This is a genomic window from Chamaesiphon sp. VAR_48_metabat_135_sub, assembly GCF_031418915.1.
Taxonomy (GTDB): Bacteria; Cyanobacteriota; Cyanobacteriia; order Cyanobacteriales; family Chamaesiphonaceae; genus Chamaesiphon.
Genome location: NZ_JANOJV010000256.1, coordinates 1 through 26,259, shown reverse-complemented (window position 1 = coordinate 26,259; position 26,259 = coordinate 1). Strand labels below are relative to the sequence as shown.

Below are 26,259 nucleotides of genomic sequence, written 5' to 3'. Positions count from 1 at the left end.
TTAGCGGCGTTTTTATATCTACTGGGGGAGAGGCTCCGCCAACGGGGGTTCCCCCCGAATAAAAAAACGACAAGACAGCGAGACAAGACAGTCGGGGATATCGAGGCAAGGGTTGTAATTCAATCTCAACTTCTCAAAGCATGACTAAAGTAACGATCGAGCACGATCTCGATCGATTATGCTAAAGATCGCGATCGAGACAAAACTTTCAACTTTCCACTAATTTAACATGCGCCATCCCCTGCGATTGTTGCTATATATTGAATGGATTTTATTTGCAGTGGTGATGGCATTGGAAGTATCTTCGCAGGAGTATCAACCAGAATGGCTTAATATTGGGATTGTGGTGATATTAGCAGCGATCGGACTACGTTTCCCACCAGATAAATTATCGATTAAAATTCTCTATACAATCGCCCAAATTATCCCGATTTTAGTAGCATCTTATATCGGGATGCGTCCGGTTGGGTTGTTTTATATCATTGTAGTAATTCGCAGTTATCTGGTGTTTGGGCGAAAATATCGAGTGTGGATTACAGGTGGAATATTTGCGCTATTTTTGATAACCATGCAATTATTTCCCCGCCATCATCCACATCCCTCAGGAGGAAGATTTCGCAATTCAGATCGGCGGATTACCACCGCCGAAGCCCCACAAAATCGTCGAGATCGCGATGGGTTTCGCTGGGGTTTTGTAATTCTATTTGGCGGGATCTTACTCAGTCTCCAATTATTAGTAGACCGAATTTTAGCAGAAAAGCAAGCCAAAGAAGAACTAGCAATTGCCAATCAACGTATCCGCAGCTACGCAGTCAGAGCGCAAGAAATTGGCAGCTTACAGGAGCGAAATCGGATTGCGCGAGAAATTCATGACTCCCTCGGACATTCCCTTACTGCGCTCAATTTGCACCTGGAAATGGCTGTCAAACTCTCGCAGATTCAACCAGAAAAATCTCGCGCGATGCTGACAGAAGCCAAACGACTCGGTTCGATTGCCTTACACGATGTCCGTCAATCTGTATCTACGCTCCGCTCCGATCCCCTCCAGAACCAAGATCTCGCGACAGCAATTCAGAAATTAGCGGATGAATTTAAGCTGTCTAACCAGATTCAACCCGTCTGTCGCCTGGATTTGCCCCCGAACCTGCCGCAACCCGTAGCAACTACCATCTATCGGATCGTTCAAGAGGCATTGACAAATATCAGCAAATATGCTGGTGCTAGCGAAACGATCGTCGAAATCCAAACTCGACCGACTGAGTTAGAATTAAGAGTCATCGACAATGGACGCGGTTTTATTCCTACGAATAATATGACTGGATTTGGCTTACAAGGGATGCGCGAACGAGTGCTATCATTACATGGCAAGTTTGAGATTATTAGTGCGATCGATTCAGGTTGTCAAATTGTGGCACTCATTCCGTTAACAGATGGCGCACCGCTATGATTAATATCTTGCTGGTAGACGACCAAAATCTGATTCGTCAGGGGCTAAAAGCATTATTAGAACTCGAACCCGATTTAAAGATAATTGGAGAAGCGGAGAATGGGCAAATTGCGATTTCCATTCTGGAAGGCTTCGCCAACGATCGAGTCAAAGCACTTCAGCCAGATGTAATATTAATGGATATTCGGATGCCTGTGATGGATGGCGTGACGGCGACTAGGGAAATTTGTCAGCAGTTTCCCGCTGTAAATATTCTGGTACTGACTACCTTTGATGATGATATTTCCGTGTCAGCAGCAATTGAAGCTGGTGCAAAAGGTTATCTGCTCAAAGATACCCCTTCCGAGGAAATCGCCGCAGCAATTCGAGCTGTCGATCGAGGTTATACTCATTTAGCACCAGGGATGATGGCAAAAGTGATGTCTGGTCGAGGCAATGAAACTAAAATTGCCTTACCATTAGAATTGGCGGAACTAACTCCCAGAGAATTAGAAGTCTTGAAACTGATTGCCACAGGTGATAATAATCGAGAGATTGCCCAGCAACTATACATTTCTGAAGGTACAGTCAAAAATCATGTCACCAATCTTTTGAGTCGGTTAAACTTAAGAGATCGCACCCAAGCCGCAATTTACGCAAAAACCTATCTGTTAATTTGAAAGTTTCACCTCAGATCTCATCTAAACACATAGATATTTATTACTGCGACAATCTAGGGTACTCTTTCAGATTAATTGTGTAGTTCGCGCAATTTTATCTAACCTCTAATTACTTGCACTCTGCCGACCCAATTACATGACTAATGCTACAAAATCTCGCTCTCAAAATCTAGAATCGCCAGTACTTCCAGATAATGACTGGCGATTATTATTGAGACTAGTACCCTATGCTCGTCGGAGTGGGAAATTATTTCTCTTATCATTTGGATTATTGATTCCGTTAGCGATTTCTAACGCAATTCAACCGTTGATTATCGGGCAGGCAATTTCTAAAATTAGAAGTGAAAAAACCTGGAATTTTGTAAGTGGTTTGTCCATGTTAGATGGATTAAATCTCCTCACTTTGATTCTCATGGGAACGGTGATAATTCGCTTAATTCTCACTGCAATTCAAGGATATACCGTCCAACGGATCGGGCAACAAATCACCGCAGATATTCGGAATGATTTATTCGATCGAGTCACATCTTTAGCGGTACGTTTTTTCGATCGCACGCCCGTCGGCAAGTTAATTACTCGATTAACTAACGATGTAGAAGCATTAGGTGATGTCTTTACAACTGGAGCGATCGGCATCATCAGCGATCTATTCTCGATCCTGGTGATGATTTACTATATGTTCACGCTGCAGTGGAAAATTGCCCTGATGCTACTATTCATGTTAGTACCTGTGGCAGCATTGGTAATTTATTTTCAACATGAGTATCGAAAAGCAAATTATCGGGGCAGAGAAGAGTTATCTTTACTTAACTCGATGGTACAGGAAAATGTCGTTGGTATTAATGTCGTCCAACTATTTAGACGCGAAAAATACAACGCCGAACTATTTCGGACTGTCCGCGATCGATATATTAATGAAATCGATAAAACTAACTTTCATGACTCGGCAGTATCGGCAACTCTAGAGTGGATTTCCCTCGTGGCGATCGCGGCCGTACTTTGGTGGGGTGGCTTGATGGTGCTAGATAAAACATTAGATTTTGGGACGTTATCAGCATTTATTTTATACGCCCAAAAACTGTTTGAACCATTGCGCCAATTTGCGGAGAAATTCACCGCAATTCAATCGGGATTTACCGCAGTCGAACGGATTAGCGATATTCTCAATGAACCGATCGAAATCAAAGATATCGACAACGCTCAAAGTTTACATCTCACCCATATCGATAGTGCCGCCCAGGGTGAAATTCGCTTTGAAAATGTCTGGTTTGCCTACAAAGATGACGACTATGTAATTCGCAACTTAGACTTCACCATTAAACCAGGTGAAAAAATTGCCCTAGTCGGCCCAACTGGTGCGGGAAAAAGTTCAATTATTCGCTTGCTCTGCCGTCTATATGAGCCAACAAAGGGGCGAATTTTAGTCGATGGAGTAGATATCAAAAAAATCACTCAAGCCGAACTTCGCCGCTATTTGGGCGTAATTCTCCAAGATGGATTTCTATTTGCAGGAGATGTCCGCGAGAATATTACCCTAGGCGAAGAGTATACCGAAGCTGAAATTCTCCATGCAGCTCGATCGACTAATATCGACAGGTTTATTAGCGAACTGCCCCAAGGTTATGATACTCAATTACGGGAACGCGGTTCTAATTTATCCGCTGGACAAAAGCAGTTAATTGCTTTCGCTCGATCGGTAATTCGCAATCCCCGCGTGCTAGTCTTGGACGAAGCTACGGCAAGTTTAGATGTCGGTACGGAAGCCTTAGTCCAAGATGCACTCGATCGATTAATAGTCGATCGGACTGCGATTATTATCGCTCACCGTTTATCGACAATTCGCAACGTCGATCGAATCTTTGTGCTCAAGCAAGGTAGCTTAATTGAATCTGGCAGCCATGATGAGTTACTCCAACAAGGTGGTTTATATGCTAGCTTATACCAACTACAAATGTTGGGAACCTAGTTAATGTGGCGTTGCTAGATCGAGGTATGAAAAGCTAGAGAGGAAAGGGGGGAGCGGGGCGTAGAAAGTGCAAAAATAGGGAATCATACCTTAAATCAGCAACGCCGTTAATGTTACTGCTTTACTTTTAAATCTACGCATGTAACTCCTTGCCGTAACTGGAGTTGTCGATCGAGCCAAGACTTTTTAATTATGCTACCAATTAATGGTGCGAGAAAACTCACCGCATATCTAAGCAGTGGGTTATTTTTCATCAATTCGCCCTGGGAAACTTCCGCTGCTTGCAACCGTTGGATCTGGATAATTTCCGGTTCCCGTTCCGCTTGAATTTGGGGAAGAACGGCATCAATTGCCGCTAAATTGGGTTGCTGCTGTAATAATGGGACGAGATGATTTGTCGCCACGATCGCATCGCGGAGGGCCATATTAATGCCCTGAGCGCGGATGGGTGACATCGGATGGGCTGCATCGCCTAACAATAGCAATCCAGGAACGTGCCATTGAGGACAACGCCCAACCACGATCGATAGTAATAGCGGTCGTTCGATGAAGTCTTTTTGCTGACGAAAATGGGTCGCCAACCAATCGGGGGAAGCTGAAGCCAGTTTTTCCGCCCAATCAATTTTTTGCCACTCAATCGGATGGTCTCGATCTAGCGACCAACCCACCTGTAGATTGCCCTCAGAGCTTTGGAATACCCCAAATCCATCCCGATCTCGTAAGATCGAATAAAAGATATTCTCCGTAAAATCTGGGCTAGTTGGCAGTTTAAACCACAGAATATCGAAACTTTGAGCTGCTTGCGTCAGAGCCAAATTTGCCTGTTGGCGGACGATCGAATTACGCCCATCGGCACCAATTACCAAGTCTGCGGCGATCTCTCGACCATCACTCAATTTTACACCCGATACCCGATCGTCTTGCCACAATAAATCCCGAACGGCAGTACCTTGGATAAACTCAAACTGCTCGCACTCATTAGCTTTTTCCAGCACCGTCTCCAGAAAAGCAGGTTGGGAAATCAGCATACAGGGCTGACCACCTAGTTCCATCGGTTCGTCAACCCGAAAAATCGGTCGATTTTCGATATAAAACTCCCACGCATCAAAGCAGCGGTGCGGAATATTTTGGACTACATCCGATAACCCCATCTGCGAGATCGCCTTCAGACCGCTGGGCATCAGTGCTTCGCCACGAAAGATCCGCCGAAAACTATTCGAGGCTTCAATTAATTTGACGTTAATGCCCCGTTTTGCGAGTAGCATGGCGAGAGTCAAGCCTGTCGGACCAGCACCAATAATTACAATTTGATTCATGTTTGCTGCCAGCAACGATCCTCGATCGATCGAACATAAACGATAAAGTGCCAACTCAAGTCAGCTATTGACTATTATCCGATCGATAGTGGAATTCGATCGCCAGATTCAAAACATAATTGGGTAAATTCTACCCAGAACTTCCATTAATAACTCTTTAGAACAAATAGCAATTAGTTCGGCTCCTCTAGATTGATAATCTAACGATCTCAATTGGTCAGCCATCAAGACACCAGTGACAGCTTCTCCATCTGGAATATTGATGTAGAACGGATTTTTGCGCTTGGTATTGCTAATCGGACAAACCAAAATAAACCCCCGCTGCTGGTTAAATTCAGTGTGGCTGACGACTAGTGCTGGACGTTTACCCATCTGTTCGTGTCCAGATTGCGGGTCAAAATTTAGCCAAATAAAATCGCCACGCGCTGGAATATAATCTACCATTCCTCTGCTCCACTAGGTTTACCCCAATCAAGCTCTGGCTCTGGCTCTAGTTCTTGGCTGAGGAGTTCAGCCAGGGTGTATTTAGGCATTTTCTGCACTGGCTCGACAATCAGTTGACCCTTTTCCAACCGACAATCAACTTCGTCATTGACCCCCAGAGCCAATTCATCTGCGATGTATTTAGGAATTCGGATCGCCAAAGAATTTCCCCAGCGACCAATTTGAGCTTTCATGCTATCGATCGAGTTAAGATACACAAAGTATATCATTAATCGAGATTAGCAACAACATTGGCATCAAGTTGGGTACGACTTATAGTGAGGGTTGCGATTGGGGCAGCTTTTGCGGTACTAAGCGATATCCCATCGCCTGAACTATCGATGTGATATTGCCAAAGCGGGGGTTGCCTTCATCAGACAAAGCTTTTTGTAAACCTTGTCTAGTCATGCCAACTTGATCCGCCTCTGAATATTCGATGAGAGCGGCTGGATGAAAGATATATTTCATTATTCTAAAAGCTGTCTGACTCGATCTAAAGCCTTTTGTCCATCGATTGCTTGGACTGAGCCGCTACGAATCTCATCGCGACGTTGCTGGGCTATATTGAGCCAAGTTGTTTGAATAGCTGGATCTACATCAAATTCTAAGCTCTGCACCAATTCTTCTGCTAGTTTAGATCTTGAGGCACTAGGCAAGGAGAGGACTGCTTGGGTAAGTTGTTCGATCGACAACATAAAAACTTGCTTTTATTGTGGTGTTACTATTTTAACTCGATTGAGCGGCTAGACTAACGATCGATCGAGATTAGCAACAACATTACCATCAACTTGGGTACGCTAGAGTTATTGTGATAGTGGCATGAGATCGTGACTGAGCGGGAATTACTGGATTTAATCGCACGAGCGCGATTTTGGAGGTGGAAAGAGCTAGATCTGGCTGGATTAGATCTAGAAGTTTTGCCGCCAGAGATTGGGAGTTTAGTAAATTTAAAGCGATTGGTCTTGGGGAAATACGATGAGAGAATATCAACTGAACCATTAGGCAATAAACTCACTGATTTACCAGTAGAAATAGGAAGCCTGAAGAATCTAGAATCACTGTCACTATACTGTAATTTACTAACCCAATTCCCAAGATCGATCGAGCAATTATCTAACCTTCAAACACTAGATATCAGTTGTAACGACATAACAATTATTCCTGAGTCAATCGAGAGACTTATCAATCTTCAAGTATTCGATCTGAGTGCAAATTGTATAGAGATATTTCCTGAGTCAGTTACAAGACTCATTAACCTTAAGCACTTAAATCTTGGTGTTAATGACGACGATCAAAATCCGTTAGTTATCCCTAAGTCGACTGGTCAGATGGTTAATTTAGAAAAACTAGATCTCTATTGTAATCAGATTAAAGTTATTCCTGAGTCGATTGGTAAACTCACTAATCTCCAAGAACTCAATCTCGGTCATAATCAGATTGAGGTTATTCCTGAGTCGATTAGCCAACTTACTAATCTGAAAAAGCTCTCTCTTCATTATAATCAGATTGAGGTTATTCCTGAATCCGTTAGTAAACTCACTAGTCTCCAAGAACTTAGTCTCAGCAATAATCAGATTAAGCTCATTCCTGAGTCAATTAGTAAACTTACAAACCTCAAACGTCTGAATCTTTACAACAATCAGATAGAAGTTACACCTGAGTCATTAAAACACTTGGATATATTAAAAAATTGGAAGATATCATGAATAATTGACCCGATAGGTAATTTTTTGCTCCACCCCAGTACCACCCTGAACTAGAAGTTCGGGCTAACAGCAAAAGTTCTCTGAAGAGAACTGTCGGATCGCAATCAGTCCATTTCAATGGACTTTCGCTCTTAGCCCCAAATTCATTTGAGGGCGTTCTCAAACGGAGAAAACCAATTATCCCCGCCCAAATTCAACCTAACTCACAGATGAAGTCCCGATCGTAATCGGTGCGATCGAACTCAATTTCAAGCTAGGATGATCTTCTAATAACTGATTAACATTCCATTCATTCTTGAACAATAACACCGGACGATTCCAGTTATCTTTGATTGTCACAGTATTAAATAACCGCCCCACTTTATCCAGCGCATCCCAACCATTCAACACCCATCGCGCCACCGAATAACCGAGTGGTTCTAAGGTTGTTTCGACACCATATTCATTCTTCATCCGAAACTGCACAACTTCAAATTGCAGTTGTCCCACTGCTGCTAAAATTGGGTCACGTTTGGATTCATCAGCAGAGTACATAATCTGAACTGCTCCTTCTTCTTGCAGCTCCTTTACCCCTTTTTGAAACTGTTTAAATTTCGATGGGTTGGGATTGCGGAGAAAAGAAAATAATTCGGGTGAAAAGCAGGGAATTCCTTCATATTCGAGCTTCTTCATGCCTGTGTAAATTGTATCGCCGATCGCGAATACACCAGGATTATTTAGACCAATTACGTCGCCTGGATATGCTTCTTCGATCGATTCCCGATCTTGGGCGAATAGTTTCTGCGTACGCGATAGTCTGACAGTCTTCCCTGTACGCGCGTGGCTGACGGTCATATCCTTTTCAAATTTACCAGTACAGACCCGAATAAATGCGACTCGATCGCGATGTTTGGGGTCCATATTAGCTTGTAATTTGAATACAAAACCGGAGAACTCTGGATAACTTGGCTCGATCGATCCAATGTTAGAATTACGATTTCCTGGCTTGAGCGCGTATTCTAAGAAATAATGTAAAAATAGCTCTACCCCAAAATTGGTCATCGCACTTCCGAAGAATACCGGAGTCATGTAACCAGCATGAATCAACTCTAAATCTAAATCCGAAGCCACCCCATCCAGGAGTTCCAAATCGCTGTGGAGTTGCTCGAATAATTCTTTGTCTAAGATCTCTTTCAGACGCGGATCGTGCAGATCCATCACCGTATCGGTCGCTTCCTTCTTACCATGCGCCGTTCGCTCGAATAGATGAACTTTGCGCTGATGGCGATCGAACACGCCTTTAAAGCGATCTCCGGTGCCAATCGGCCAATTGACCGCATAGGTTTGCAAGCCTAATTCCTGCTCGATCTCATCTAACAATTCTAATGGTTCGCGGCCAGGTCGATCGAGTTTATTCACAAAGGTGAAAATCGGCAACTCCCGCATTTTACACACTTCAAATAACTTGCGTGTCTGCGGCTCCAAACCCTTGGCGGCATCAATCAGCATCACCGCATTATCCGCCGCCGCCAGTGTCCGATATGTATCCTCACTAAAATCTTGGTGTCCAGGCGTATCTAGCAGATTTACCTGAAACCCCTGATACTCAAACTGCAACACCGTCGAGGTAATCGAAATTCCCCGCTGTTTCTCCATCTCCATCCAGTCAGAAGTCGCCTTACGCTGATCCCGTCTCGCTTTCACCGCACCCGCTTCATGAATCGCGCCCCCGTACAGCAGGAGTTTCTCTGTCAGGGTAGTTTTACCCGCATCAGGGTGCGAAATGATCGCGAAATTACGCCGATGTTCGACAGCAATTTCGAGTTCGGTTTGAAGGTGGGTGGAGATTTCGGTCGACATGGGTAAGGTTACGCTAACGGGCTGCCAGTATTTGATTATATCCGGTTTTAATCATTGACTGACTTAGGGCTATACTTTGCACAGGCAGAGATTGCACTTTTGTCAAAAACAATTGCCCAGTATGCACCAGGGTAGATTAGTTGTGGGTAAAGGACGATCGGAGGGAACCCCCGTTGGCGGAGCCTCTCCCCCAGGAGATATAAAAACGCCGCTTAATGGGTACCCTCAGATCTACCTTAATTACTATATTTTTGTACTGTATTGAGAGGCTAAACCCTCGGGACACCCTGCGGATGGCGCGTCGCTGGTGAAAGATGTGAGTTTATCGTTTCATCGACTGATAACCCCGCCAAACGCCAACTAAAATACCTTGAAGTTGAACTAGATGGGCTTCAGCTTCGATCGGTTTATACTTAGCATTTGCAGGCTGGAGTGTAATATTTTCCCCCTGACGATGATAGCGTTTGAGGGTGGTACCTTGACCTTCAACTCGTGCGGCGACGATCGTGCCATTTTTCACGTCAGCGGAGTCTTTAATAGGCTGCATGATAGCCATATCGCCTTCGACGATCGAATCTTCGATCATGCTATCTCCCATCACTTTCAGCGCGAAATAATCGGACTGGTGAAAAAGCGGGGCTAAATCCAATCTGTCGGTCACGTCGGTAAAAGGTTCGACTAGTCCCCCCGCTGCAATCGTCCCAAAAATTGGCACGCCACTCGCTGCATATTTGAGAATTTTAATCGTCCGTGCTTTCCCTTCGGACCACTCGATAAAACCCTTATTCCGCAGATGTTCCAATCGACTTTGAATCGGTGCGGGAGATTTGAGTTCCATTGCTTGCATCATCTGGCGAATCGATGGTGCGTGTTGATGTTCGCGAATATACTCTACCAGCCAGTCGTAGAGTTGTTGTTGAGCTTTAGTTAATTCCATTGTTCGTTCGTGTAACGTCGGCTTTGCCGAATCGTCTCAAAATTCAATATATAACTACTATAGATCTCTCGTACTATTTAAGTCTAGTCGATCGTTAATAATTATTTGGCATTGATGGATTGAGTGATGTATGAAAAGCTAGAGAGAAGAGCGGGGAGCGGGGAGCACAAAAATGGGAAATCATACCTTTGTCTTGTCTCGCTAAACCCTCGGCAAAGCCGAGGAGCGCGAGCCGCAAATCAGCAACGCCTATTTATCCTTTAAATTGTGGGCTTTATAAAAGGTTTCCAAGCTATTAATATCACCGACAAACCGCCAGTGCCAAGGTTCGTAGCTCACTTTCTGAATGTTGTCTTTGGGAAAAGATAGCTCGAAACTGTACTTTGCGGCGTTAATTTTGAGCCATTTATAGGCAGGTGTAGTTTCAAAATTTTGGTTTAAATTAGTAGCTGGAACCGAGCTGTCACCAAGATCGATCGCGTAACCAGTATGATGTTCGCTATACTTTGGCGGTGCGCTGACTTCGGCGCGTTTAGTCGGCTGTTGTCCGCGTTCGGCTCCTACGCCAAAAAAGAGCCGTTTTTGATCTTCGACCGATCGGAATGCCGAAATTGTCGTAATATTGACACCACTCGATCGAGCCGCAGCGATCATCGATTGAAACTTTGCCGCAGCAGTTTTGCGCAAGCGATAACCGCCACCAATCGAGACTAATTCGGCATCGGGAGCTTCGGTATAGGGGAGATGATTTAAGACGTTATCTGTATTAATAGGCTGGCTATTATCCGTTGTGGGACTACCTGGCTGGTTAATACTACCTGAACTAGTCATTGAGTTGGATGTTGCAGGTGGCTCGTGGGAGGTTGTTGTAAACGTAAAAGCAGCTCCACCAGCCAATAGCAGCCCAAACCCGATGGCGATCGGTCCCAATGGTAGTTGCTTGGATGCATTCATGCTCTGGAGACTATTCGATCTAATCTTATTGCCATCCCGCAAAGCTGCTGGAATATCTTCGGCTTTACCTAGAGGAGCCGATTTATGTGCTGGTCTAGACCGATCTGAGTTACTCAACTGCTGCTCCCTGGTGCGACTATATTGCATTTTGACATATAGTTGACGATCGGGGCGAAAAAGATTGTGGGAGTTTGTAGCTCTAGTCTTGACTATGCCGAAATGATAATTGCTGTTACACGGGTAAAATTGATCGCTGACAAGTAGGACAGATCGCATGAATTGTCAACTGACAATCGAGGAGATGATAACCTTCTTTTTTAGAAGTTTTGTCGCCAATTTTTAAGACAGATTCATTTTTGAATTCGATCGTTTGATTGCACCGCACGCAGATCAGGTGGTGGTGGTGGTGATGTGGCTGATTAATTTCATAATGCTTGTGATCTTCTGCTAGCTCCAACTCACGCAAAATTCCCATCCGCGCCATGAGTTTTACTGTGCGATAGATAGTGGACAGACTGATGTCATGTCCCTCACTCTTGAGTAGCTCGTAAAGATCTTCCGCACTTAGGTGTTTGCCTGATGCTAGATTCTGAAAAATGTCGAGAATGATTTCTCGTTGGGGCGTGAGTCGCCATCCCCGCTCGTGTAGTTCAGCTTTGAGGGAGTCTGCTGTATAGAATGACATACTCATTACCCCAGTTTTATCGTCAGTTACTATCATATCTGACTAGGGATCTATTTGCAACAAGGAAGGCTTATTGAGAATAACTCTCTTTTAAATTTAGGTGTTAGGTGTTAGGTGTTAGGTGTTAGGTGTTAGGTGTTAGGTGTTAGGTGTTAGGTGTTAGGGAATGAAAGAGATACTTGCTTCCCTACTAAAGCCTAAAGCCTAAAGCTTAAAGCCTAAAGCCTAAAGCTTAAAGCCTAAAGCCTAAAGCTTAAAGCCTAAAGCCTACCCTCTCCCTGTCACGGATAATCCTTCGACAATCAGAGATGGTGTGTAACAAGGACCATTCCAATCGATATCGGCACCGAGGGCGACAACTTGTTTTAGTGCGGTATAGACATTGCCACTCACCATCGTATCCTTGATTCTTCCGACAATTTCACCATTACGGACGCGATATCCCAACTCGACATTGATCGAAAAATCACCAGACATTCCAGCCCCACTGCCAAGAATTTGGTCGATAATAATTCCTGAATCGAGATGTTTGACTAGTTCGGGAAAGCTCATCGTACCAGGCGCGATCGTTAGATTGACTAATTCAGGCGTGGGATAACTACCCAAACCAGATCGAAAGCCGTTTCCGGTAGAGCCAGAACCCAACTGATAACCGATCGTCCGATCGGCATAAAATAATTTTAGTTTACCGTCCTGAATTAGTGTCAGAGAACGTGTTGGCGAACCTTCATCATCGAAGGGACAGCTAAATGGCCCCCAATCTGGCTCTTGAGTAAGCGTGAGCAGGGGGGAAAGCACTTTTTTGCCCAATCTGTCACTCCACGGCGAAGCTCCCTCGATCGCTCGTTTACCATTCATTGCCGCTTGAACGGTTTCCCACAACATATCTGCTGCTTTGGCAGTGAATAGTACTGGTACTTTACCTGTGGGTGGATTGACATTAGTTTTTGCCCATTCCAATCTTTTCATCACACTTTGGGCAATTCTAGCAGGATCTAAATCGCCCCGTTGAGTTTGACCATCGCCCACGCTCAAAAAATCATCACCCCGAATCCATTCGACAGCGAGGTAGCCGCTCAAGGTGGTATCGGTATAGCTACAATCTAGTCCTCGACTATTTACTAGTCGGGTGGTTTCGATATCGCAATCCCATTGACTGCTACAAATAACATCAGGGTAATCGGCTCGCACTAATTCGATCGCGATTTTTCCCATTTTCAACAATTCTTCCATCGGAATTGTATGACCTAAATCGGGATAAATATTGCGATTGGCTTCATTTAGTTCGGGCGTTTCTCGATCGTTGAGTTGAGACAGTTCGATGCTTTTGGCAACTAATATCTTGGGATCGACTGCACCGTAAGCAACTGCTAATCCTGGCCGACCATCTTTCCACAACCGCAGGGCAATTCCTTCGCTCTGAGCTGATTCCAACTGTTTGAGTCGATTTGCTTCAAAGAAAACCGGACGGGCTAAGGATTTAGCTTGATAAACTTCTGCTGCTTCTGCACCCGCCTTGCTAGCTAGATCTAATAGTTGTTCGGCGATATCCATTTCAGGGTGTGGGGGGTGTTGAGGTGTTGAGGTGTTGAGGTGTTGAGGTGTTGAGGTGTTGAGGTGTTGAGGTGTTGAGGTGTTGAGGTGTTGAGGTGTTGAGGTGTAATAAGGACGCAAGCGTCCAAATTCACCATTCACCATTCACCATTCACAACTTTCAACTTTCGTAAAGTAGCCAAAATCCGGCAAATTCTTCGCTGTCGGGATTGGCTTGGATGGCGATGAAGTGGACTCCTTTAGCTTGTTGTTTGCTGGCTTCAAACCGAGCGGCTTCTTGTTGGGTGGTGCCATCTAGACGGGCTAAAATCCAGCTTTCGCTTGCCCCTGTCTCTAATAGTAATGTAGACTTTGGTGCAGGTTGATATCGTAGTGCGACAATTTCCAATCCTGACATCCATGCTGCCATTGGTACCGAACGTGGCGAGTAGAGAATTAAGCCAGGAATCTGCATTTCTGGGGTGATTCCGACCATTTCCAGTGGGAATGCTTCCCCAAATCCAATTTTCCAATCGTTCATATCAGCAAACTGACTGGCGGCTAAATTCACAAATGACCACTTTTCGCCGATCAGGGCTTCAGGGAGTGGTTGTGGCGGATCTGAGAACATCTGAACGGACGCGCTATTGACAGCTTGATAGTTTGGCTGACTGGGATAGAATTGTTCCATCCGCTCATCTAACCATTGCCTGAGAGAGATCGATCTCCGACTAGCCGCAGAGGGAATCCCAATATCTGCGCAGGCTTTGGTAATCATGTTATTCATCTGTCGCCGGAAGAAGCGAATCCGCTGGGGCGATTGTTTTGCTTCTAACATGGCGGCTTGTAAGGCTTCGCCCAACCAGACCGAATTGACTTTATCGCTCGGACAATATTGTGCATAGCGAAATAGTTCGCTGCTCGATTGCTGGGTAGTCGATGGACTTTCACACACCAACAATTCCCAAACTTTTTTCTGTCGCTCATCAACCAGGGGGCGTGAGTAAAAGTCGATCTCCCAAATCACTCCCATTATTTATGTCGTGCTACTTGCTTTGTGATTTTTACGATTAGTCCCCAATTATCGGCGATCGCAGCACATTAGGGAATAGGGGTTAGGTTTTAGGCTTTGGGTTTTAGGTTTTAGGTTTTAGGGGAGTTTACTACACCATAGTTGCTCCAAACGGACGGAGATAGAACTCTCGATCGAAGATCGATCGGGCAAAACCGCTATGATTATCTATAAATATCATTACCAATTCCTAACTCCCAGTTCTAAAGCCTAATACCTAAAACCTAATACCTAACCCCTATCCCCATGCTACTTTCCAAAGGATTTGAAATTGAAGTCTACACTGGTACACCCCAAGGAGAGATTGTTGGTTTGTCCGATCGAATTGTGGCGAATTTGGAGGGGTTTATCACTGAGCCGGATAGTCGCAATGTCGAATATACCACCGCACCATTCAATTCATACGAGCGGTTGCTTTGCGCGTTAGTTCGCCCGCGCCGCCAATTACGGGCTTATATTCAGCAGCTTGGCGACTATACTTTGATTCCTGGTAGTACTTTATCCTTGGGTGGTACGGACACATTTTATCGCTCCGATCCCAATAATCCATACCACACATATATCGAACAGACTTACGGTACCAATGTTGTCACGGCTAGCGTGCATATCAATATTGGTATCAGCGATCCAGAATTACTGATGCGTGCGTGTCGGCTAGTCAGAGTTGAAGCCCCTCTCTATCTGGCTTTAAGTGCTGCATCTCCATTCCTGAATGGCGCACCAACTGGCTACCACTCTACTCGCTGGGGACTATTTCCCAAGACACCCCAATATGTCCCGTTATTTGAGAGTCACGCGCATCATATCAAATGGGTAAACGAACAGTTAGAGCAAAAGACGATGCAAAATGTGCGTCACCTCTGGTCGTCAGTGCGTCCTAACGGCGATCGCCGCCCCTACAATCTCAATCGGCTTGAATTGAGGATTTGCGATCTAATCATCGATCCGATCGCTTTGCTCGCTGTTACCAGCCTGATTGAAGCGAGATTATGGCAACTGATCGCCGATCCAAATCTCGACCCGTTGGTGATGAGTAGTTTATCCGCCGACGAATTAGTCGAACTTGCCGATGCCAATGAAATGTTGGTCGCTAAATCTAGTCTCGATGCTACTTTACAACATTGGCAGGATGGTCGATCGATTACCGCTCATGATTGGATTGGGGAACTTTATGATGAGGTACATGATTTTGCCAAACAACGCGGCTTTGCTTGCTTCCTATCCCCCGTGAAGAAAATTCTCCGCGAAGGCAATACGGCTCAACAATGGCTGAAAATGTACGATCGAGATCCCGATGCTCGCGCTGTCATCGTCCAAGCCATCGCCCAAGTCGAACAGCAAGAAATAGAATTAGATCGTTATATCTGTCAATCTGTCGGTTAAGGGTAAAGGGGGTAGGGGAGTAACGGAGTAACGGAGTAACGGAGTAACGGAGTAAGAAACACCCCAACACCCCAACACCCCTCTTTCATTTAAAATTCCAATCGATCGAGCCAGAATTGCAAATATAAAGAAAATCTATATATTACGAAAGATTGCAGAATGTTAACAAAATCGGTCTAATCCAGCTCCAATCTCTGTTTAAGCTACCTTTTTGCCATCCAATTGACTAAATCTCGATTTCCTGACAGCCGATTTTGAAATTATGCCCCAGTTAGTTTTAGTCAATCCGCAAATTCCGCCCAATACCGGAAATATCGCGCGGACTTGCGCCGCTACTCGCACCAAATTACACTTAGTCAGACCATTAGGCTTTGAAATTACAGATCGGTATCTCAAACGGGCTGGACTAGACTACTGGCCTTATGTTGATCTCAAAATTCACGATTCGATCGAGGCATTTATCGAATTTCGACTCCAACAGCCTGGACGTTGGGTGGGATTTAGCGTTCGGGGTACTTGCAGCCATTTTAAATTTCAGTTTGAAGCTGATGACTGGTTATTATTTGGGAGCGAAACGAATGGACTACCCGCCCAGATTTTAGAACAGTGCGATGCCACGGTATATATTCCCATGAACGAATCCGGTGTTAGAAGCCTGAATCTCTCGGTGAGTGCCGCTGTGGGGCTATTTGAGGCCCGTCGTCAATTAGATCTGGAATAGCAATAAACATCGATCTATACCCTATACAGGCTCTAGATCGAGGTCACTAATTTGTGCTTGTCAGTAAATAGTAAAGAGACAATTACCAATTTTAGATAAGAAATTTATATCATTGATTTTTTAGATTTATGGGAATTAAGTTAGTAATTGCTTATTCAATTCATCAAAAATCCAAAAGATAATTAGCATCGAAAGCACTGCATTTCAAGGATTTTGTGTTTTTTGATACACAAAGTCGATTGTCAAAATATTCCTACGCAAATATACGGTTGTCGATCGAGTAATTCGTCGTTTAAGGTCGTGTTTATGGTTATCTCGATCGACAAAATCAGTTATCCTCTCACCAGTTAAATGAGCTTCAAAGCCTGTATAGCCAGTGTTTTGCGTCAATTTTGACAACCGCAAAGATCGGATAAAAATACCAATCGACCATAAAAAAACTTGCAAATTATTGCATCTTCACTTAAAGTGACATTAGCGATCGGGATCGCAGATAACATGGGACAGTTCGTTGCTTTTATAGATCTAAAATGGATCTATAAAAGTGCAAACGTAGGAATTTAGCTCAGACTAAATCGTTGCCCTGGTTGATATTTTTTGATGGTGAGATCGGAGTGAGATGTCAGTCAGCAGGGAGTTATCTCAGACAAACTCATCTGTGCTGATTACCGTTGTACTCAAATTTAGGAGGTTATTTTTGTTGAAGCCTGAAACTACACAGAAGGTTAAATTAGTTCATTCCCCGAATCCCCAGTCAGAGATGTTGACGAGTCAATCGTCAGTAACAATTACAGATAGACAATCGAGTTTGGCAAAGATTACTAGATCGATCGGCAATGGCCAAAATCGTACTTCTGTACTAATGCTCGGATTGACAGTCTTGATGGGCATGTCTAGTTTCCCTGCTAACTACCTCAATCCTGTTACAGCCGCCGAATCAGCTATAAACTCTACTGGATCTACATCTCGTTCGATCGTCGAGTCATCAGCACATCAATCTACGAGCAAAGATCGATACATAGAACAGCTCCGTAGTGATGTCTCAGACATGCAAGCACAGCACGAGCGAAAACCTTCAGGACCGATCGCCCAAGCTGTCACACCCCGTTCTTATCCGCAGTCAGTTGCCAATCGGACTGACTCCAACAATTTACAATTTACTGGTGAAGTCGTCGTACCGATCGAGGTAGCCGCACCAAAAACTAAAACTTTTAAGCCTGTTGCTACAGCACAGCCATACGCCACGGGATCTGAAGGTTATATCGACAACTCCAACGATAATTTTCCCACCCAAACTGGTGAAACAACCATCGGCTTTTCTTGGCCAGCAGCAGGTAAACTCACCTCCAAATTCGGCCGTCGGTGGGGTAGAATGCACAAAGGTATCGACATTGCTGGTCCGATCGGTACGCCAATTAACGCCGCTGCTGATGGTACGGTCATCGCTGCTGGTTGGAATTCTGGTGGCTATGGCAACTTAGTCGAAGTCAGACACAACGACGGTACGATCACCCGTTACGGCCACAATAGTCGGTTATCCGTTAGTGTCGGTCAAACTGTCCGTCAGGGTCAGCAAGTTGCTGAGATGGGTAGCACCGGACATAGTACTGGCTCTCACTTGCATTTTGAGATCCGCCCTACTGGTGGCAATGCCGTCAATCCGATCGCTCATCTTCCTGCCAACAGCTAGGTTTGGGCACTGAGTACCGCAGCGCGATCTTCAGTCTCTATCGCTGGCATTCCAGGTCTACACTACTCCCGATCGAAAATATTCGATCGACCTGGTGGTAAAAACACATTTTTCATGCTATGATGGTATACGTTAAATAGCTCGGCTCAATAGCTCAGTCGGTAGAGTAGGGGACTCATAAGCCCTTGGTCGTCAGTTCAAGTCTGACTTGAGCCATACATCACCAAATTACCAGTAGCAGTCATCCTAACTTGAAACTTTCAGATTAGGGACTACTACTGGTAATTTCTTTAGATTTCCGCGAGCACAAAACTTGGATCGAGTGCATTGACATGTCGGAATTACAGTTAGAGTGGCAAGGTCAATTAAGCGATCTCGTGACCGGATTAGTCTGTTCGCCAAATGGTCGTGGTTGGGCGGCAAGCTCTGCGGCTGGAGAAATCATCTGGAATGCTGGGCTGATGGATTCAGTCGAATTGCACGCAGCCGATGACCGATCGATCGAGAGGATTGCCTTTAGTGCGGATAGTCGGTGGCTGGCTGCTGGCGGACAAGCTGGTGAATTATTAATTTGGAATTGTGACGAAATCGATCGCCCACCCCAATTAGTTGCTAAAATTAACTTTAATAAGTGGATCGAACATCTAGTTTGGCATCCAACCGAATCGTGTCTGGCGATCGGCTATGGTTCGCAACTAGAAATTTGGGATATACTGAAGTCCGAGTCGATGCTCGCCTGGAAATTTGAAAAATCTTCGATCTTCGATCTGGCATGGCATCCGGCGGGAGTATACCTCGCGGTAGCTGGATACAAGGGCGTACAGATTTGGGCACCTCGCGATCGGATGGCACCAACTCACACCATTGATGTAGACACAGCCAGCCTCAAGGTGGCGTGGGCTGAGGGTGGTCGGTATCTAGCCGCAGGTAATCTCGATCGCACCCTCACGATCGTCGATTGGCACAATCCTACTGATTCATGGACATTGAAAGGTTGTCCTGGCAAAATTCGGCAACTTGCTTGGATCGCTGGCACCACAACACCCTGTCTGGCTGTAGCCAGTGGCAACACGATCGTCCTGTGGAACTTAACTCCAGATGAAACTAGCTGGAACGGTCAACTTTTAGAAGGTCATCAAGACTCAGTTGAGGTACTTGCCGCCCACCCTCACGCGCCCATTTTTGGATCTGGATCTGCTGATGGTTACACCTGTCTGTGGTCGGCACAAGGAGAAAGCGATCGAGTCATCAGCAACTCGCTCCTCAGTAGATTTACGGCCTTGGCATGGCATCCCGATCGTGCGTATTTAGGTACAGGGAGTCAGTCTGGGGAAATTGGCTTGTGGCAAATATCAGCATAAATACTGATGAGCCTGTAAAAAAGACATGATATAATACTGGTGTTAGTATAGTATTACTCTAGACTCGCATCACGTTACATTCAGGATCGGTAGTTTAAAGCGACTCAAATGGGTAGTGATTGAAACTGAGAAAATTTAGGTAATGTGTGAGTCAGTAATTCAGCGACTAACGTTGTTCTCTATGCCGATTGACTGAAAGAACGTAGGTGCAAATTAACTCCAATCTTTACTTGGAAGTAACCAGTACCTCCTCGGACAAGGATCGAGTAAACGTCCAGTTGACAACTTGCAAGAATTCAATTGAGTTAGTAATTACAGTCACTAAAAATTTCTATTAAATATAGAGTTAATTCAAAGATGTTAAAAATTTGGCTTACCTGGTTGCAACCTCGTCTTGGTGTGTTTGGAACAGCGTTAGTGTTATCCAACCCAATCTATTCCTACGCGGCACCCAAGCCAGTAGCAATTAGCAACAGCAATAAAATACCAACGCAGCCCTCCACCTGGAGTAGCGCGAAATCTACAGGCACGACACTTTCTCCCGAATTATTGAGTGGAATACCTGTCACTCCAGATCTAGCAGTACGCCAACTAGCCATCAACACAATGATGACAAGTGGTATTAAGCCAGCGATTTCTGCTACCAAAATTCCGTTGGCTGGTATTAAGCCAACTATTTCTGCCACCAAACCGCATCAAAGCAACCGCAAGGTACTAGCTAACCTAGCCGCACCAGCAGCGAAGTTCAAGAAGCTCTCCAAGGCAACTAAACCGCAGCCTGTAAAACATTCTGTTGCGACAGCATTAGCCCAAGCCATCAGTCCCCAAACTCCTCTGCCAGTACCAGGGTTGTTTATTGGCAATACTGATGTTAAGCTATCGGATCGGGTTTTACCCAATGTCAAGCCGATGGCACAACCAATGTCAGCAGCTCCAGAGATCGGCGCACCAACACCTTTGTCAGCAATGATGACGGCAAAAACCGCAGTCGATCCTTTTCCCGTCGTGCGTCCAGAATTGATGGGCAAGCTCCAAAGTGCGCCAGTAGTTGCTAGTACTGCAAAAAATAGTGCGCCACATGCGATAAATCCGATTGCGGTGATTCCCGCAAGACGACCTCAAACTGTCGCACCCAAGCAGATCGGTCTCAAAACAGAGGCACCTCATTCCCTCGATCCGATTGCTGCCATTCCATCTGGACTACAACGGTTGTTAGGCAATAACCTCAACAGTCAACCAATGGTTGCCGTCGCACCAATTGCTAAGGCGACAACAATCGCGAATAAACCCTCCCTGCTGGCTTTAAAACAGTTTATTTCACCCACCAAGGCAACACCTACGCCAGTGACGATGGCTAGCCTCCAGTTAGCTACCGCCCAAGCTTACACGAGCGTCCCGAAATTTGATATTCCTGGCGAGAAGATCTTGGCGGTGAAACCTGCTGTTAATTTACTCGGAGTCGGTCTCGGACAACAGAAGAGCGTAACAACCAAAGTTGTCGGGCGGAAGACTAATAGCGTAGCACTAATGAACGATCGGCAGTTAACACCTGCGGTCAAACAGCCTTGGACTGCAGTTACTCGGAGTAACAACCTCGGTGGTTTGATTTTAGGCTCTCAATCGTTACCAACAGTAACGAAATTTTTCGGTTTGTTACCAACAAATAGGCTAGCTACTTCGACTACTGTGGGTTTACCAGCTAGATCTCTAGCTGACTTCAACTAGTAGCAAACCGATAATTGGGTCGATTCCAATCGGTAATCCAAAAAAGCCCTAACCGTTCTAAAACGATTAGGGCTTTTTTGTTGAAATCTAAATTTGTTGAAAACTAACATTCGATCGAATTTAGGTAAAATTGTCAAAGATTGTCTGTCTAAATACCTCAGACCTAGAGCCTAAAGCCTAAACCCTTCCTAAAAGATCGCGAATAGAACTATAATCGATCGTTGGCAAGTCTATCTATATTTTCAGGAGTTCACGGTGGAACGGACATTTCTCGCAATCAAACCCGACGGCGTTCAACGTGGCTTAGTTGGCGAAATCATTCGTCGGTTAGAAACTAAAGGTTTTACCCTCGTCGCCTTAAAATTATTGCACCCCAGCCGCGCACTAGCCGAGCAACATTATGCAGTTCACAAAGAAAGACCTTTCTTTAGCGGTTTAGTTGATTTTATTACGTCTGGGCCAGTAGTCGCAATGGTCTGGCAAGGTGATGGAGTCGTCGCTGCATCCCGATTGGCGATTGGCGCAACTAACCCCCTCGTATCCCCTCCAGGGACGATTCGCGGCGATTTGGGTATAAATATCGGACGTAATCTGATTCATGGTTCTGATGCGGTTGAAACCGCTCAGAGTGAGATTGCGTTATGGTTTAAAGAAGAAGAATTAGTTAATTGGACACCTACAGTTTCGCCTTGGTTGGCTGAATAATTAGGTATTAGGTATTAGGTGTTAGGTGTTAGGTTTTGGGGAATTAGAAGGATGCAAGTATCCTAAAGCCTAAAGCCTAAAGCCTAACCTTGAATGCGACTCGCGATCGTTTCTGGTTGAATTGCTGATAAAATCACATGTCCAGAATCCATAATTAATACCGCACGAGTTCGCCTACCATAAGTTCCGTCGATTAATTGTCCGCGTTCTCTCGCTTCACTAATATTACGTTTAATCGGTGCCGAATCAGGACTGACGATCGCCACAATCCGCTGTGTCGAGACAATATTTCCAAAACCAACATTAACCATGAGTTAGGGGATAGGGGATAGGGAATAGGGGATAGTAAAGTAGGAGATAGGTTAAGCAACTGTATCTAAATTAAATTTTCCATCTTTGGTGCTAATCCAAATGCTACGCCAATAGCAAGTTCGGGGTAAAGCTTGTAATTAACTGTCCCCTAGCCCCTACCCCTAGCCCCTATCCCCCAGATTATGCAACAGGTTGACTTCACGACATTAACAGCAGCAGTACGGGAGTTACAACCAGATTGGGTACCTGCACGAGTAGAATCAGTATATCAACGCGATCGATATACCCTGGCCCTGAGCCTAAGAACTCTCAACAAACGGGGCTGGATTGCCATCTCCTGGCATCCTCAAGCTGCGAGAATTGTCCTCACAGACCCCCCACCACGGATTCCCGATACATTTACGCTCAGTCAACAATTGCGCTCTGTTTTGGGCGGATTGGCGATGGTGGGGATGGAGATGGTATCTCCGTGGGAGCGGTTGGTAAAGCTGACGTTTGCGACCAGACCTGGGGCGGAAGCACTGTATTATTTATATGTAGAACCGATCGGTAAATATAGCAATCTCACGCTCACGGATGCCGATAATTTAATTATCACCACAGCGCACCAGGTTAGTAATAAACAGTCTAGCGTCAGAACGATCGAAACTGGTAGACCTTACGAGGTACCGCCATCATTAACAGATCCGATGCCGAATCTGGAGGAATCGATCGAGCGGTGGATCGATCGTGTTAGTCTGATTCCCGATAAGCTCAATCAGCGACTTGTGCGAAGTTATCGCGGTTTGAGTACGATCTTGATGAATGAGCTAATTACCGCCGCTGGGTTAGATCCGATTCAAACTACCGATACATTAGCTCCCGCAGATTGGGAAAATTTATTTGAATACTGGCAAATCTGGCTCAGAACCCTTACTCAAGTCGATGGATATAGCTTTAATCCTCATCTGACGAATAACGGCTTTAGCGTCATGGGATGGACCGATTCAGGCACTCCAGTCGCTAGTGTCAATAGTGCGATCGAGACTTATTATAGTCAGATCCTCGATCGAGAAGCATTTACCCAACTCAAACATCAACTCACTCAGAAATTAGGCACAATCCTAGCGAAATTACGAGTTAAAGCTAATACATTCAAAGCCAAGCTCCAAGAATCTACAGGTGCAGACGAATATCGCACCAATGCTGATTTATTGATGTCATATCTTCAGGAATGGCAACCAGGGATGAAGCAAATTATTCTCAATGATTTTGAGACAGGCGAACCAGTTAAAATCAAACTCGAACCAGAAAAGAATGCGATCCAAAATGCGCAGTTTCTCTACAAACGTCACCAGAAATTAAAACGCGCTAAACTCGCCGTAGACCCACTACTTGCAGCCGTTCAAGCCGAGATCGACTATTTAGAGCAAGTCGAAGAAAGTGTCATCCAGCTCCAAGAAGATGGCACCAATGATGTCCGAGAAATGCTGCAAACTCTGTTAGAAATTAAGAAAGAATTAATCGATACTGGCTACTTCCCTACCGCCGATAGATTAGCTAAAGCCGAACTAGCAGAAACTAAACCTCGTTCCCTGAAAACTCCCAGCGGATTTGAACTATTAATCGGCCGAAATAATCGTCAAAACGATTTACTCACTTTTAAAACAGCAACAGAATACGATCTCTGGTTTCATGCCCAAGAAATCGCCGGAAGTCATGGCTTATTAAGGATTACCCCTGGCTCGGTAGCCGAGGAAGCAGATTTACAATTTACCGCCAATGCTGTCGCCTACTATAGTCGCGCCAGACAAAGCCAAGCCGTTCCCGTCGTGTACACTGCGACTAAACATGTCTACAAACCTAAAGGTGCAAAACCAGGCATGGTAATCTACAAGCATGAACAGATTATCTGGGGACATCCACAGACTTTAAATGTCGATCGATAATTGCTATAAATAGCGGAGAACGAAAGCTTGAGAGCTTGATAACATGTAAGCAGGTGGGTAGGTTACTCGCCGATCGCTCTCAAAATATCGATCGTCAAAATTCATTTATAATTAAACACCGATGTCCCATCTTTTGCAAAACATTACCAAAGTTGCTTGCAGCGTTGCCTCTCTCTCTCTTTTGGCGATCGTATTTCCTCTATCTGCAAGTGCGGTAACTACAACCTACACCAATTCAACAACGTTTCTAAATAATACTTCCACCACTTATCTCGAAACATTTGATTCGCTACCTCTCCGCGAACTCAATAGTCCAAAGGCATTTTCGCAGAGTGGTTTCGCTTACACAGTTTCGGCTCCCAATAGACTATGGGTTGGCAGTGGAATTGGAAACACTGGGAGTCCTTTTGTGGGTACCCAAAATCCTAACGATAATCTCACAATTTCTTTCACCAGTGGGAATGTTACTGCTATCGGCGGTAATTTCTTCCTTAACGATACTGATGACAATCTTACTACTGGTATCATCAAATTGACTCTCGATGATGGTTCTTTTATCAATCTCAACTCACCAACTTCTGCTCCCGTACCTTTTGGTGGATTCACTACTGATGGCTCTATTATTACATCCCTGACCATCAGTGGTCCAACAACAACTTGGGAAAATTTTGATAATCTTTATGTAGGCACCGCAATAAATCGCGCGCAGCTTCCTGCTAATGTTACTGATGTTCCCGAACCACTTACAGTTTTGGGAACGATCTTCGGTGCTGGATATGGTGTCGCTCTCAAGCGGAAACTAGCAAAAAGTCAACAAGCTAACGCAGATATTACTTAGATTTAATAACTCATTTGAGATCGTTTTAGCTAGTACTAAGTAGCGTAAATAAAGCTGCTATTCTATTGTTGGGATTCGGGATTAGTCCCGTAACTTGCGCCGCCTAGTACTAGAGAAATGGAAATCCCCACAGTATCACCGAATCAGGTGTGTTGTGGGGATTTCATTTACAGCAAATTTAGATCTAACGCACTACAGCTAAAAATTCATAACCACTAATGGGTATCGATTTCAAAATTTACTTTGTGGCAGAGTTGCGCTCAAGCTGCTGTACAAACTATCAGTAGCAACTGGGATGAACTTAGACCTTACACCAGTATATGACAACTGATAAAATAGCCTCAAAACTTACTTTTATTTACTAAAAACGATCCACTATCCACTAGTAACTGCTTTCTGACGCAAAGGGTTCGTTAATATTTAGAATGCGATCGATTTTACCCCAGCGATTGCCAAAACTATTGCTAACAAATACTGTAGTCGCTGACTCCCAATCCGCTTACTGCCATATTCGGCACCAATCCAACCACCTGCAGTGACAACGATCGACCATAACCATAGACTCGATGGTAAAGTGGGAAACTTGGTTAGATAACCGAGTAATCCAGCGATCGAGTTTACTAATATAAACGCCGCCGAAACCCCCGCAGCCTGTTTCATCGTCGCCCACCCCATCAGCAACAGCAGGGGACTCAGAAAAATTCCCCCACCCACACCTGTCAGCCCTGACAATAGACCAATTCCCATCCCTAACCCAATGGCAAGCCAAATGGGAAAAGAACGCGGTTGCTGAGGCGGAGAACTGCCGCTAATTAAACCTAATCTAGCCGCAGCATAAAGCAATACTATTCCGACGATCGGTTTATAGATCTGACTGGGAACGACAATCGATCCGCCTAAAAAGGCGCAGGGAATCGAACCAAGGGCAAATTGCCAGAATAGAGATAAATTAAAGCAGCCCGATCGATAAAATTTCAGCGTCGCGATCGCTGACACAAT

The 26,259-nt window shown here is 44.9% G+C and carries 24 protein-coding genes, 1 tRNA gene and 1 pseudogene; 13 read left to right on the top strand and 13 right to left on the bottom strand.

The genetic code is table 11. The features are described from left to right. The first annotated feature begins 229 nt into the window (after positions 1 to 229). From RMO55_RS17945 to RMO55_RS17935, 3 genes are all read left to right on the top strand, one after another. Positions 230 to 1,447, top strand: a complete 1,218-nt coding sequence (locus RMO55_RS17945) for a sensor histidine kinase (protein ID WP_310428803.1) — start codon at positions 230 to 232, stop codon at positions 1,445 to 1,447. After that, a complete protein-coding gene (locus tag RMO55_RS17940) occupies positions 1,444 to 2,106 on the top strand; it encodes a response regulator transcription factor (protein WP_310428801.1) in 663 nt (220 codons plus the stop codon). Before RMO55_RS17945 ends, RMO55_RS17940 begins: the two co-directional genes overlap by 4 nt. Positions 2,107 to 2,242: 136 nt before the next feature. After that, positions 2,243 to 4,072 carry an ABC transporter ATP-binding protein gene (locus RMO55_RS17935; protein ID WP_310428799.1) on the top strand — a complete coding sequence of 610 codons (1,830 nt, stop codon included), beginning with the start codon at positions 2,243 to 2,245 and terminating at the stop codon, positions 4,070 to 4,072. 113 nt (positions 4,073 to 4,185) lie between these two features. Here the strand turns inward: RMO55_RS17935 and RMO55_RS17930 are convergent, their stop codons facing one another. The 5 genes from RMO55_RS17930 to RMO55_RS17910 form a co-directional block, all read right to left on the bottom strand. After that, positions 4,186 to 5,388: an FAD-dependent monooxygenase gene (locus tag RMO55_RS17930; RefSeq protein WP_396134389.1), complete on the bottom strand. Its 1,203-nt coding sequence runs from the start codon at positions 5,386 to 5,388 to the stop codon at positions 4,186 to 4,188. Positions 5,389 to 5,496: 108 nt separating this feature from the next. Further along, positions 5,497 to 5,832: a type II toxin-antitoxin system PemK/MazF family toxin gene (locus tag RMO55_RS17925; RefSeq protein ID WP_310428795.1), complete on the bottom strand. Its 336-nt coding sequence runs from the start codon at positions 5,830 to 5,832 to the stop codon at positions 5,497 to 5,499. Continuing rightward, on the bottom strand, positions 5,826 to 6,065 hold the full coding sequence (locus RMO55_RS17920; protein ID WP_310428793.1) for an AbrB/MazE/SpoVT family DNA-binding domain-containing protein: 240 nt from the start codon (positions 6,063 to 6,065) through the stop codon (positions 5,826 to 5,828). The genes RMO55_RS17925 and RMO55_RS17920 overlap by 7 nt, the downstream gene beginning before the upstream one ends. A 79-nt stretch (positions 6,066 to 6,144) precedes the next feature. Beyond that, complete coding sequence (locus RMO55_RS17915) at positions 6,145 to 6,339, bottom strand: hypothetical protein (RefSeq protein ID WP_310428791.1); 195 nt, start codon at positions 6,337 to 6,339, stop codon at positions 6,145 to 6,147. After that, positions 6,339 to 6,566, bottom strand: coding sequence for an addiction module protein (locus RMO55_RS17910; protein WP_310428788.1), 228 nt, complete (start codon positions 6,564 to 6,566; stop codon positions 6,339 to 6,341). The genes RMO55_RS17915 and RMO55_RS17910 overlap by 1 nt, the downstream gene beginning before the upstream one ends. A gap of 132 nt (positions 6,567 to 6,698) precedes the next feature. Between RMO55_RS17910 and RMO55_RS17905 the strand changes: the two genes are divergently transcribed. Further along, positions 6,699 to 7,577, top strand: coding sequence for a leucine-rich repeat domain-containing protein (locus tag RMO55_RS17905; protein WP_310428786.1), 879 nt, complete (start codon positions 6,699 to 6,701; stop codon positions 7,575 to 7,577). Between the two features lie 198 nt (positions 7,578 to 7,775). Here the strand turns inward: RMO55_RS17905 and prfC are convergent, their stop codons facing one another. From prfC to RMO55_RS17875, 6 genes are all read right to left on the bottom strand, one after another. Next, positions 7,776 to 9,404, bottom strand: a complete 1,629-nt coding sequence (gene prfC, locus RMO55_RS17900; RefSeq protein ID WP_396134388.1) for a peptide chain release factor 3 — start codon at positions 9,402 to 9,404, stop codon at positions 7,776 to 7,778. A 334-nt stretch (positions 9,405 to 9,738) separates the two neighbouring features. Then, positions 9,739 to 10,353: a transcriptional repressor LexA gene (gene lexA, locus RMO55_RS17895; protein ID WP_310428782.1), complete on the bottom strand. Its 615-nt coding sequence runs from the start codon at positions 10,351 to 10,353 to the stop codon at positions 9,739 to 9,741. A gap of 249 nt (positions 10,354 to 10,602) precedes the next feature. Continuing rightward, on the bottom strand, positions 10,603 to 11,454 hold the full coding sequence (locus RMO55_RS17890) for a M15 family metallopeptidase (RefSeq protein ID WP_310428780.1): 852 nt from the start codon (positions 11,452 to 11,454) through the stop codon (positions 10,603 to 10,605). Positions 11,455 to 11,539: 85 nt separating this feature from the next. Then, complete coding sequence (locus tag RMO55_RS17885) at positions 11,540 to 11,992, bottom strand: transcriptional repressor (protein WP_310428887.1); 453 nt, start codon at positions 11,990 to 11,992, stop codon at positions 11,540 to 11,542. A gap of 267 nt (positions 11,993 to 12,259) precedes the next feature. Continuing rightward, positions 12,260 to 13,546, bottom strand: coding sequence for a TldD/PmbA family protein (locus RMO55_RS17880; RefSeq protein WP_310428886.1), 1,287 nt, complete (start codon positions 13,544 to 13,546; stop codon positions 12,260 to 12,262). A gap of 160 nt (positions 13,547 to 13,706) precedes the next feature. After that, positions 13,707 to 14,558: a Tab2/Atab2 family RNA-binding protein gene (locus RMO55_RS17875; RefSeq protein WP_310428779.1), complete on the bottom strand. Its 852-nt coding sequence runs from the start codon at positions 14,556 to 14,558 to the stop codon at positions 13,707 to 13,709. Between the two features lie 285 nt (positions 14,559 to 14,843). Here RMO55_RS17875 and gshA point away from each other — a divergent pair, with 285 nt between their 5' ends. The 7 genes and pseudogenes from gshA to ndk all read left to right on the top strand — a co-directional run bounded on the left by gshA (position 14,844) and on the right by ndk (position 22,182). Then, positions 14,844 to 15,980 (top strand): glutamate--cysteine ligase, encoded by a 1,137-nt coding sequence (gene gshA, locus RMO55_RS17870; RefSeq protein WP_310428777.1) that lies wholly within the window; start codon positions 14,844 to 14,846, stop codon positions 15,978 to 15,980. 262 nt (positions 15,981 to 16,242) lie between these two features. Continuing rightward, on the top strand, positions 16,243 to 16,701 hold the full coding sequence (locus RMO55_RS17865) for a tRNA (cytidine(34)-2'-O)-methyltransferase (protein WP_310428775.1): 459 nt from the start codon (positions 16,243 to 16,245) through the stop codon (positions 16,699 to 16,701). A gap of 1,312 nt (positions 16,702 to 18,013) precedes the next feature. After that, a pseudogene (locus RMO55_RS22345) lies at positions 18,014 to 18,391 on the top strand (M23 family metallopeptidase); the annotation flags it as partial. A gap of 143 nt (positions 18,392 to 18,534) precedes the next feature. Then, positions 18,535 to 18,607, top strand: a tRNA-Met gene (locus RMO55_RS17855). Between the two features lie 116 nt (positions 18,608 to 18,723). Next, complete coding sequence (locus RMO55_RS17850) at positions 18,724 to 19,752, top strand: WD40 repeat domain-containing protein (RefSeq protein WP_310428771.1); 1,029 nt, start codon at positions 18,724 to 18,726, stop codon at positions 19,750 to 19,752. Between the two features lie 357 nt (positions 19,753 to 20,109). After that, a complete protein-coding gene (locus tag RMO55_RS17845) occupies positions 20,110 to 21,477 on the top strand; it encodes a hypothetical protein (RefSeq protein WP_310428769.1) in 1,368 nt (455 codons plus the stop codon). Between the two features lie 255 nt (positions 21,478 to 21,732). Then, complete coding sequence (gene ndk / locus RMO55_RS17840; RefSeq protein ID WP_310428767.1) at positions 21,733 to 22,182, top strand: nucleoside-diphosphate kinase; 450 nt, start codon at positions 21,733 to 21,735, stop codon at positions 22,180 to 22,182. A gap of 83 nt (positions 22,183 to 22,265) precedes the next feature. Here the strand turns inward: ndk and RMO55_RS17835 are convergent, their stop codons facing one another. Continuing rightward, complete coding sequence (locus tag RMO55_RS17835; RefSeq protein ID WP_310428765.1) at positions 22,266 to 22,493, bottom strand: DUF370 domain-containing protein; 228 nt, start codon at positions 22,491 to 22,493, stop codon at positions 22,266 to 22,268. Positions 22,494 to 22,676: 183 nt separating this feature from the next. Here RMO55_RS17835 and RMO55_RS17830 point away from each other — a divergent pair, with 183 nt between their 5' ends. Then, complete coding sequence (locus tag RMO55_RS17830) at positions 22,677 to 24,422, top strand: NFACT RNA binding domain-containing protein (protein WP_310428763.1); 1,746 nt, start codon at positions 22,677 to 22,679, stop codon at positions 24,420 to 24,422. A gap of 121 nt (positions 24,423 to 24,543) precedes the next feature. Continuing rightward, positions 24,544 to 25,260, top strand: a complete 717-nt coding sequence (locus RMO55_RS17825) for a PEP-CTERM sorting domain-containing protein (protein ID WP_310428761.1) — start codon at positions 24,544 to 24,546, stop codon at positions 25,258 to 25,260. Between the two features lie 420 nt (positions 25,261 to 25,680). Here the strand turns inward: RMO55_RS17825 and RMO55_RS17820 are convergent. After that, positions 25,681 to 26,259 (bottom strand): sulfite exporter TauE/SafE family protein (locus RMO55_RS17820; RefSeq protein WP_310428759.1); only part of this gene is annotated, 579 nt, incomplete at its 5' end.

Coding starts and splice junctions, on each gene's coding strand:
- RMO55_RS17945 (WP_310428803.1), top strand. CDS start 230: ATGCGCCATCCCCTGCGATTGTTGCTATATATTGAATGGATTTTATTT.
- RMO55_RS17940 (WP_310428801.1), top strand. CDS start 1,444: ATGATTAATATCTTGCTGGTAGACGACCAAAATCTGATTCGTCAGGGG.
- RMO55_RS17935 (WP_310428799.1), top strand. CDS start 2,243: ATGACTAATGCTACAAAATCTCGCTCTCAAAATCTAGAATCGCCAGTA.
- RMO55_RS17930 (WP_396134389.1), bottom strand. CDS start 5,388: ATGAATCAAATTGTAATTATTGGTGCTGGTCCGACAGGCTTGACTCTC.
- RMO55_RS17925 (WP_310428795.1), bottom strand. CDS start 5,832: ATGGTAGATTATATTCCAGCGCGTGGCGATTTTATTTGGCTAAATTTT.
- RMO55_RS17920 (WP_310428793.1), bottom strand. CDS start 6,065: ATGAAAGCTCAAATTGGTCGCTGGGGAAATTCTTTGGCGATCCGAATT.
- RMO55_RS17915 (WP_310428791.1), bottom strand. CDS start 6,339: ATGAAATATATCTTTCATCCAGCCGCTCTCATCGAATATTCAGAGGCG.
- RMO55_RS17910 (WP_310428788.1), bottom strand. CDS start 6,566: ATGTTGTCGATCGAACAACTTACCCAAGCAGTCCTCTCCTTGCCTAGT.
- lexA (WP_310428782.1), bottom strand. CDS start 10,353: ATGGAATTAACTAAAGCTCAACAACAACTCTACGACTGGCTGGTAGAG.
- RMO55_RS17890 (WP_310428780.1), bottom strand. CDS start 11,454: ATGCAATATAGTCGCACCAGGGAGCAGCAGTTGAGTAACTCAGATCGG.
- RMO55_RS17885 (WP_310428887.1), bottom strand. CDS start 11,992: ATGTCATTCTATACAGCAGACTCCCTCAAAGCTGAACTACACGAGCGG.
- RMO55_RS17880 (WP_310428886.1), bottom strand. CDS start 13,546: ATGGATATCGCCGAACAACTATTAGATCTAGCTAGCAAGGCGGGTGCA.
- RMO55_RS17875 (WP_310428779.1), bottom strand. CDS start 14,558: ATGGGAGTGATTTGGGAGATCGACTTTTACTCACGCCCCCTGGTTGAT.
- gshA (WP_310428777.1), top strand. CDS start 14,844: ATGCTACTTTCCAAAGGATTTGAAATTGAAGTCTACACTGGTACACCC.
- RMO55_RS17865 (WP_310428775.1), top strand. CDS start 16,243: ATGCCCCAGTTAGTTTTAGTCAATCCGCAAATTCCGCCCAATACCGGA.
- RMO55_RS17850 (WP_310428771.1), top strand. CDS start 18,724: ATGTCGGAATTACAGTTAGAGTGGCAAGGTCAATTAAGCGATCTCGTG.
- RMO55_RS17845 (WP_310428769.1), top strand. CDS start 20,110: ATGTTAAAAATTTGGCTTACCTGGTTGCAACCTCGTCTTGGTGTGTTT.
- RMO55_RS17835 (WP_310428765.1), bottom strand. CDS start 22,493: ATGGTTAATGTTGGTTTTGGAAATATTGTCTCGACACAGCGGATTGTG.
- RMO55_RS17830 (WP_310428763.1), top strand. CDS start 22,677: ATGCAACAGGTTGACTTCACGACATTAACAGCAGCAGTACGGGAGTTA.
- RMO55_RS17825 (WP_310428761.1), top strand. CDS start 24,544: ATGTCCCATCTTTTGCAAAACATTACCAAAGTTGCTTGCAGCGTTGCC.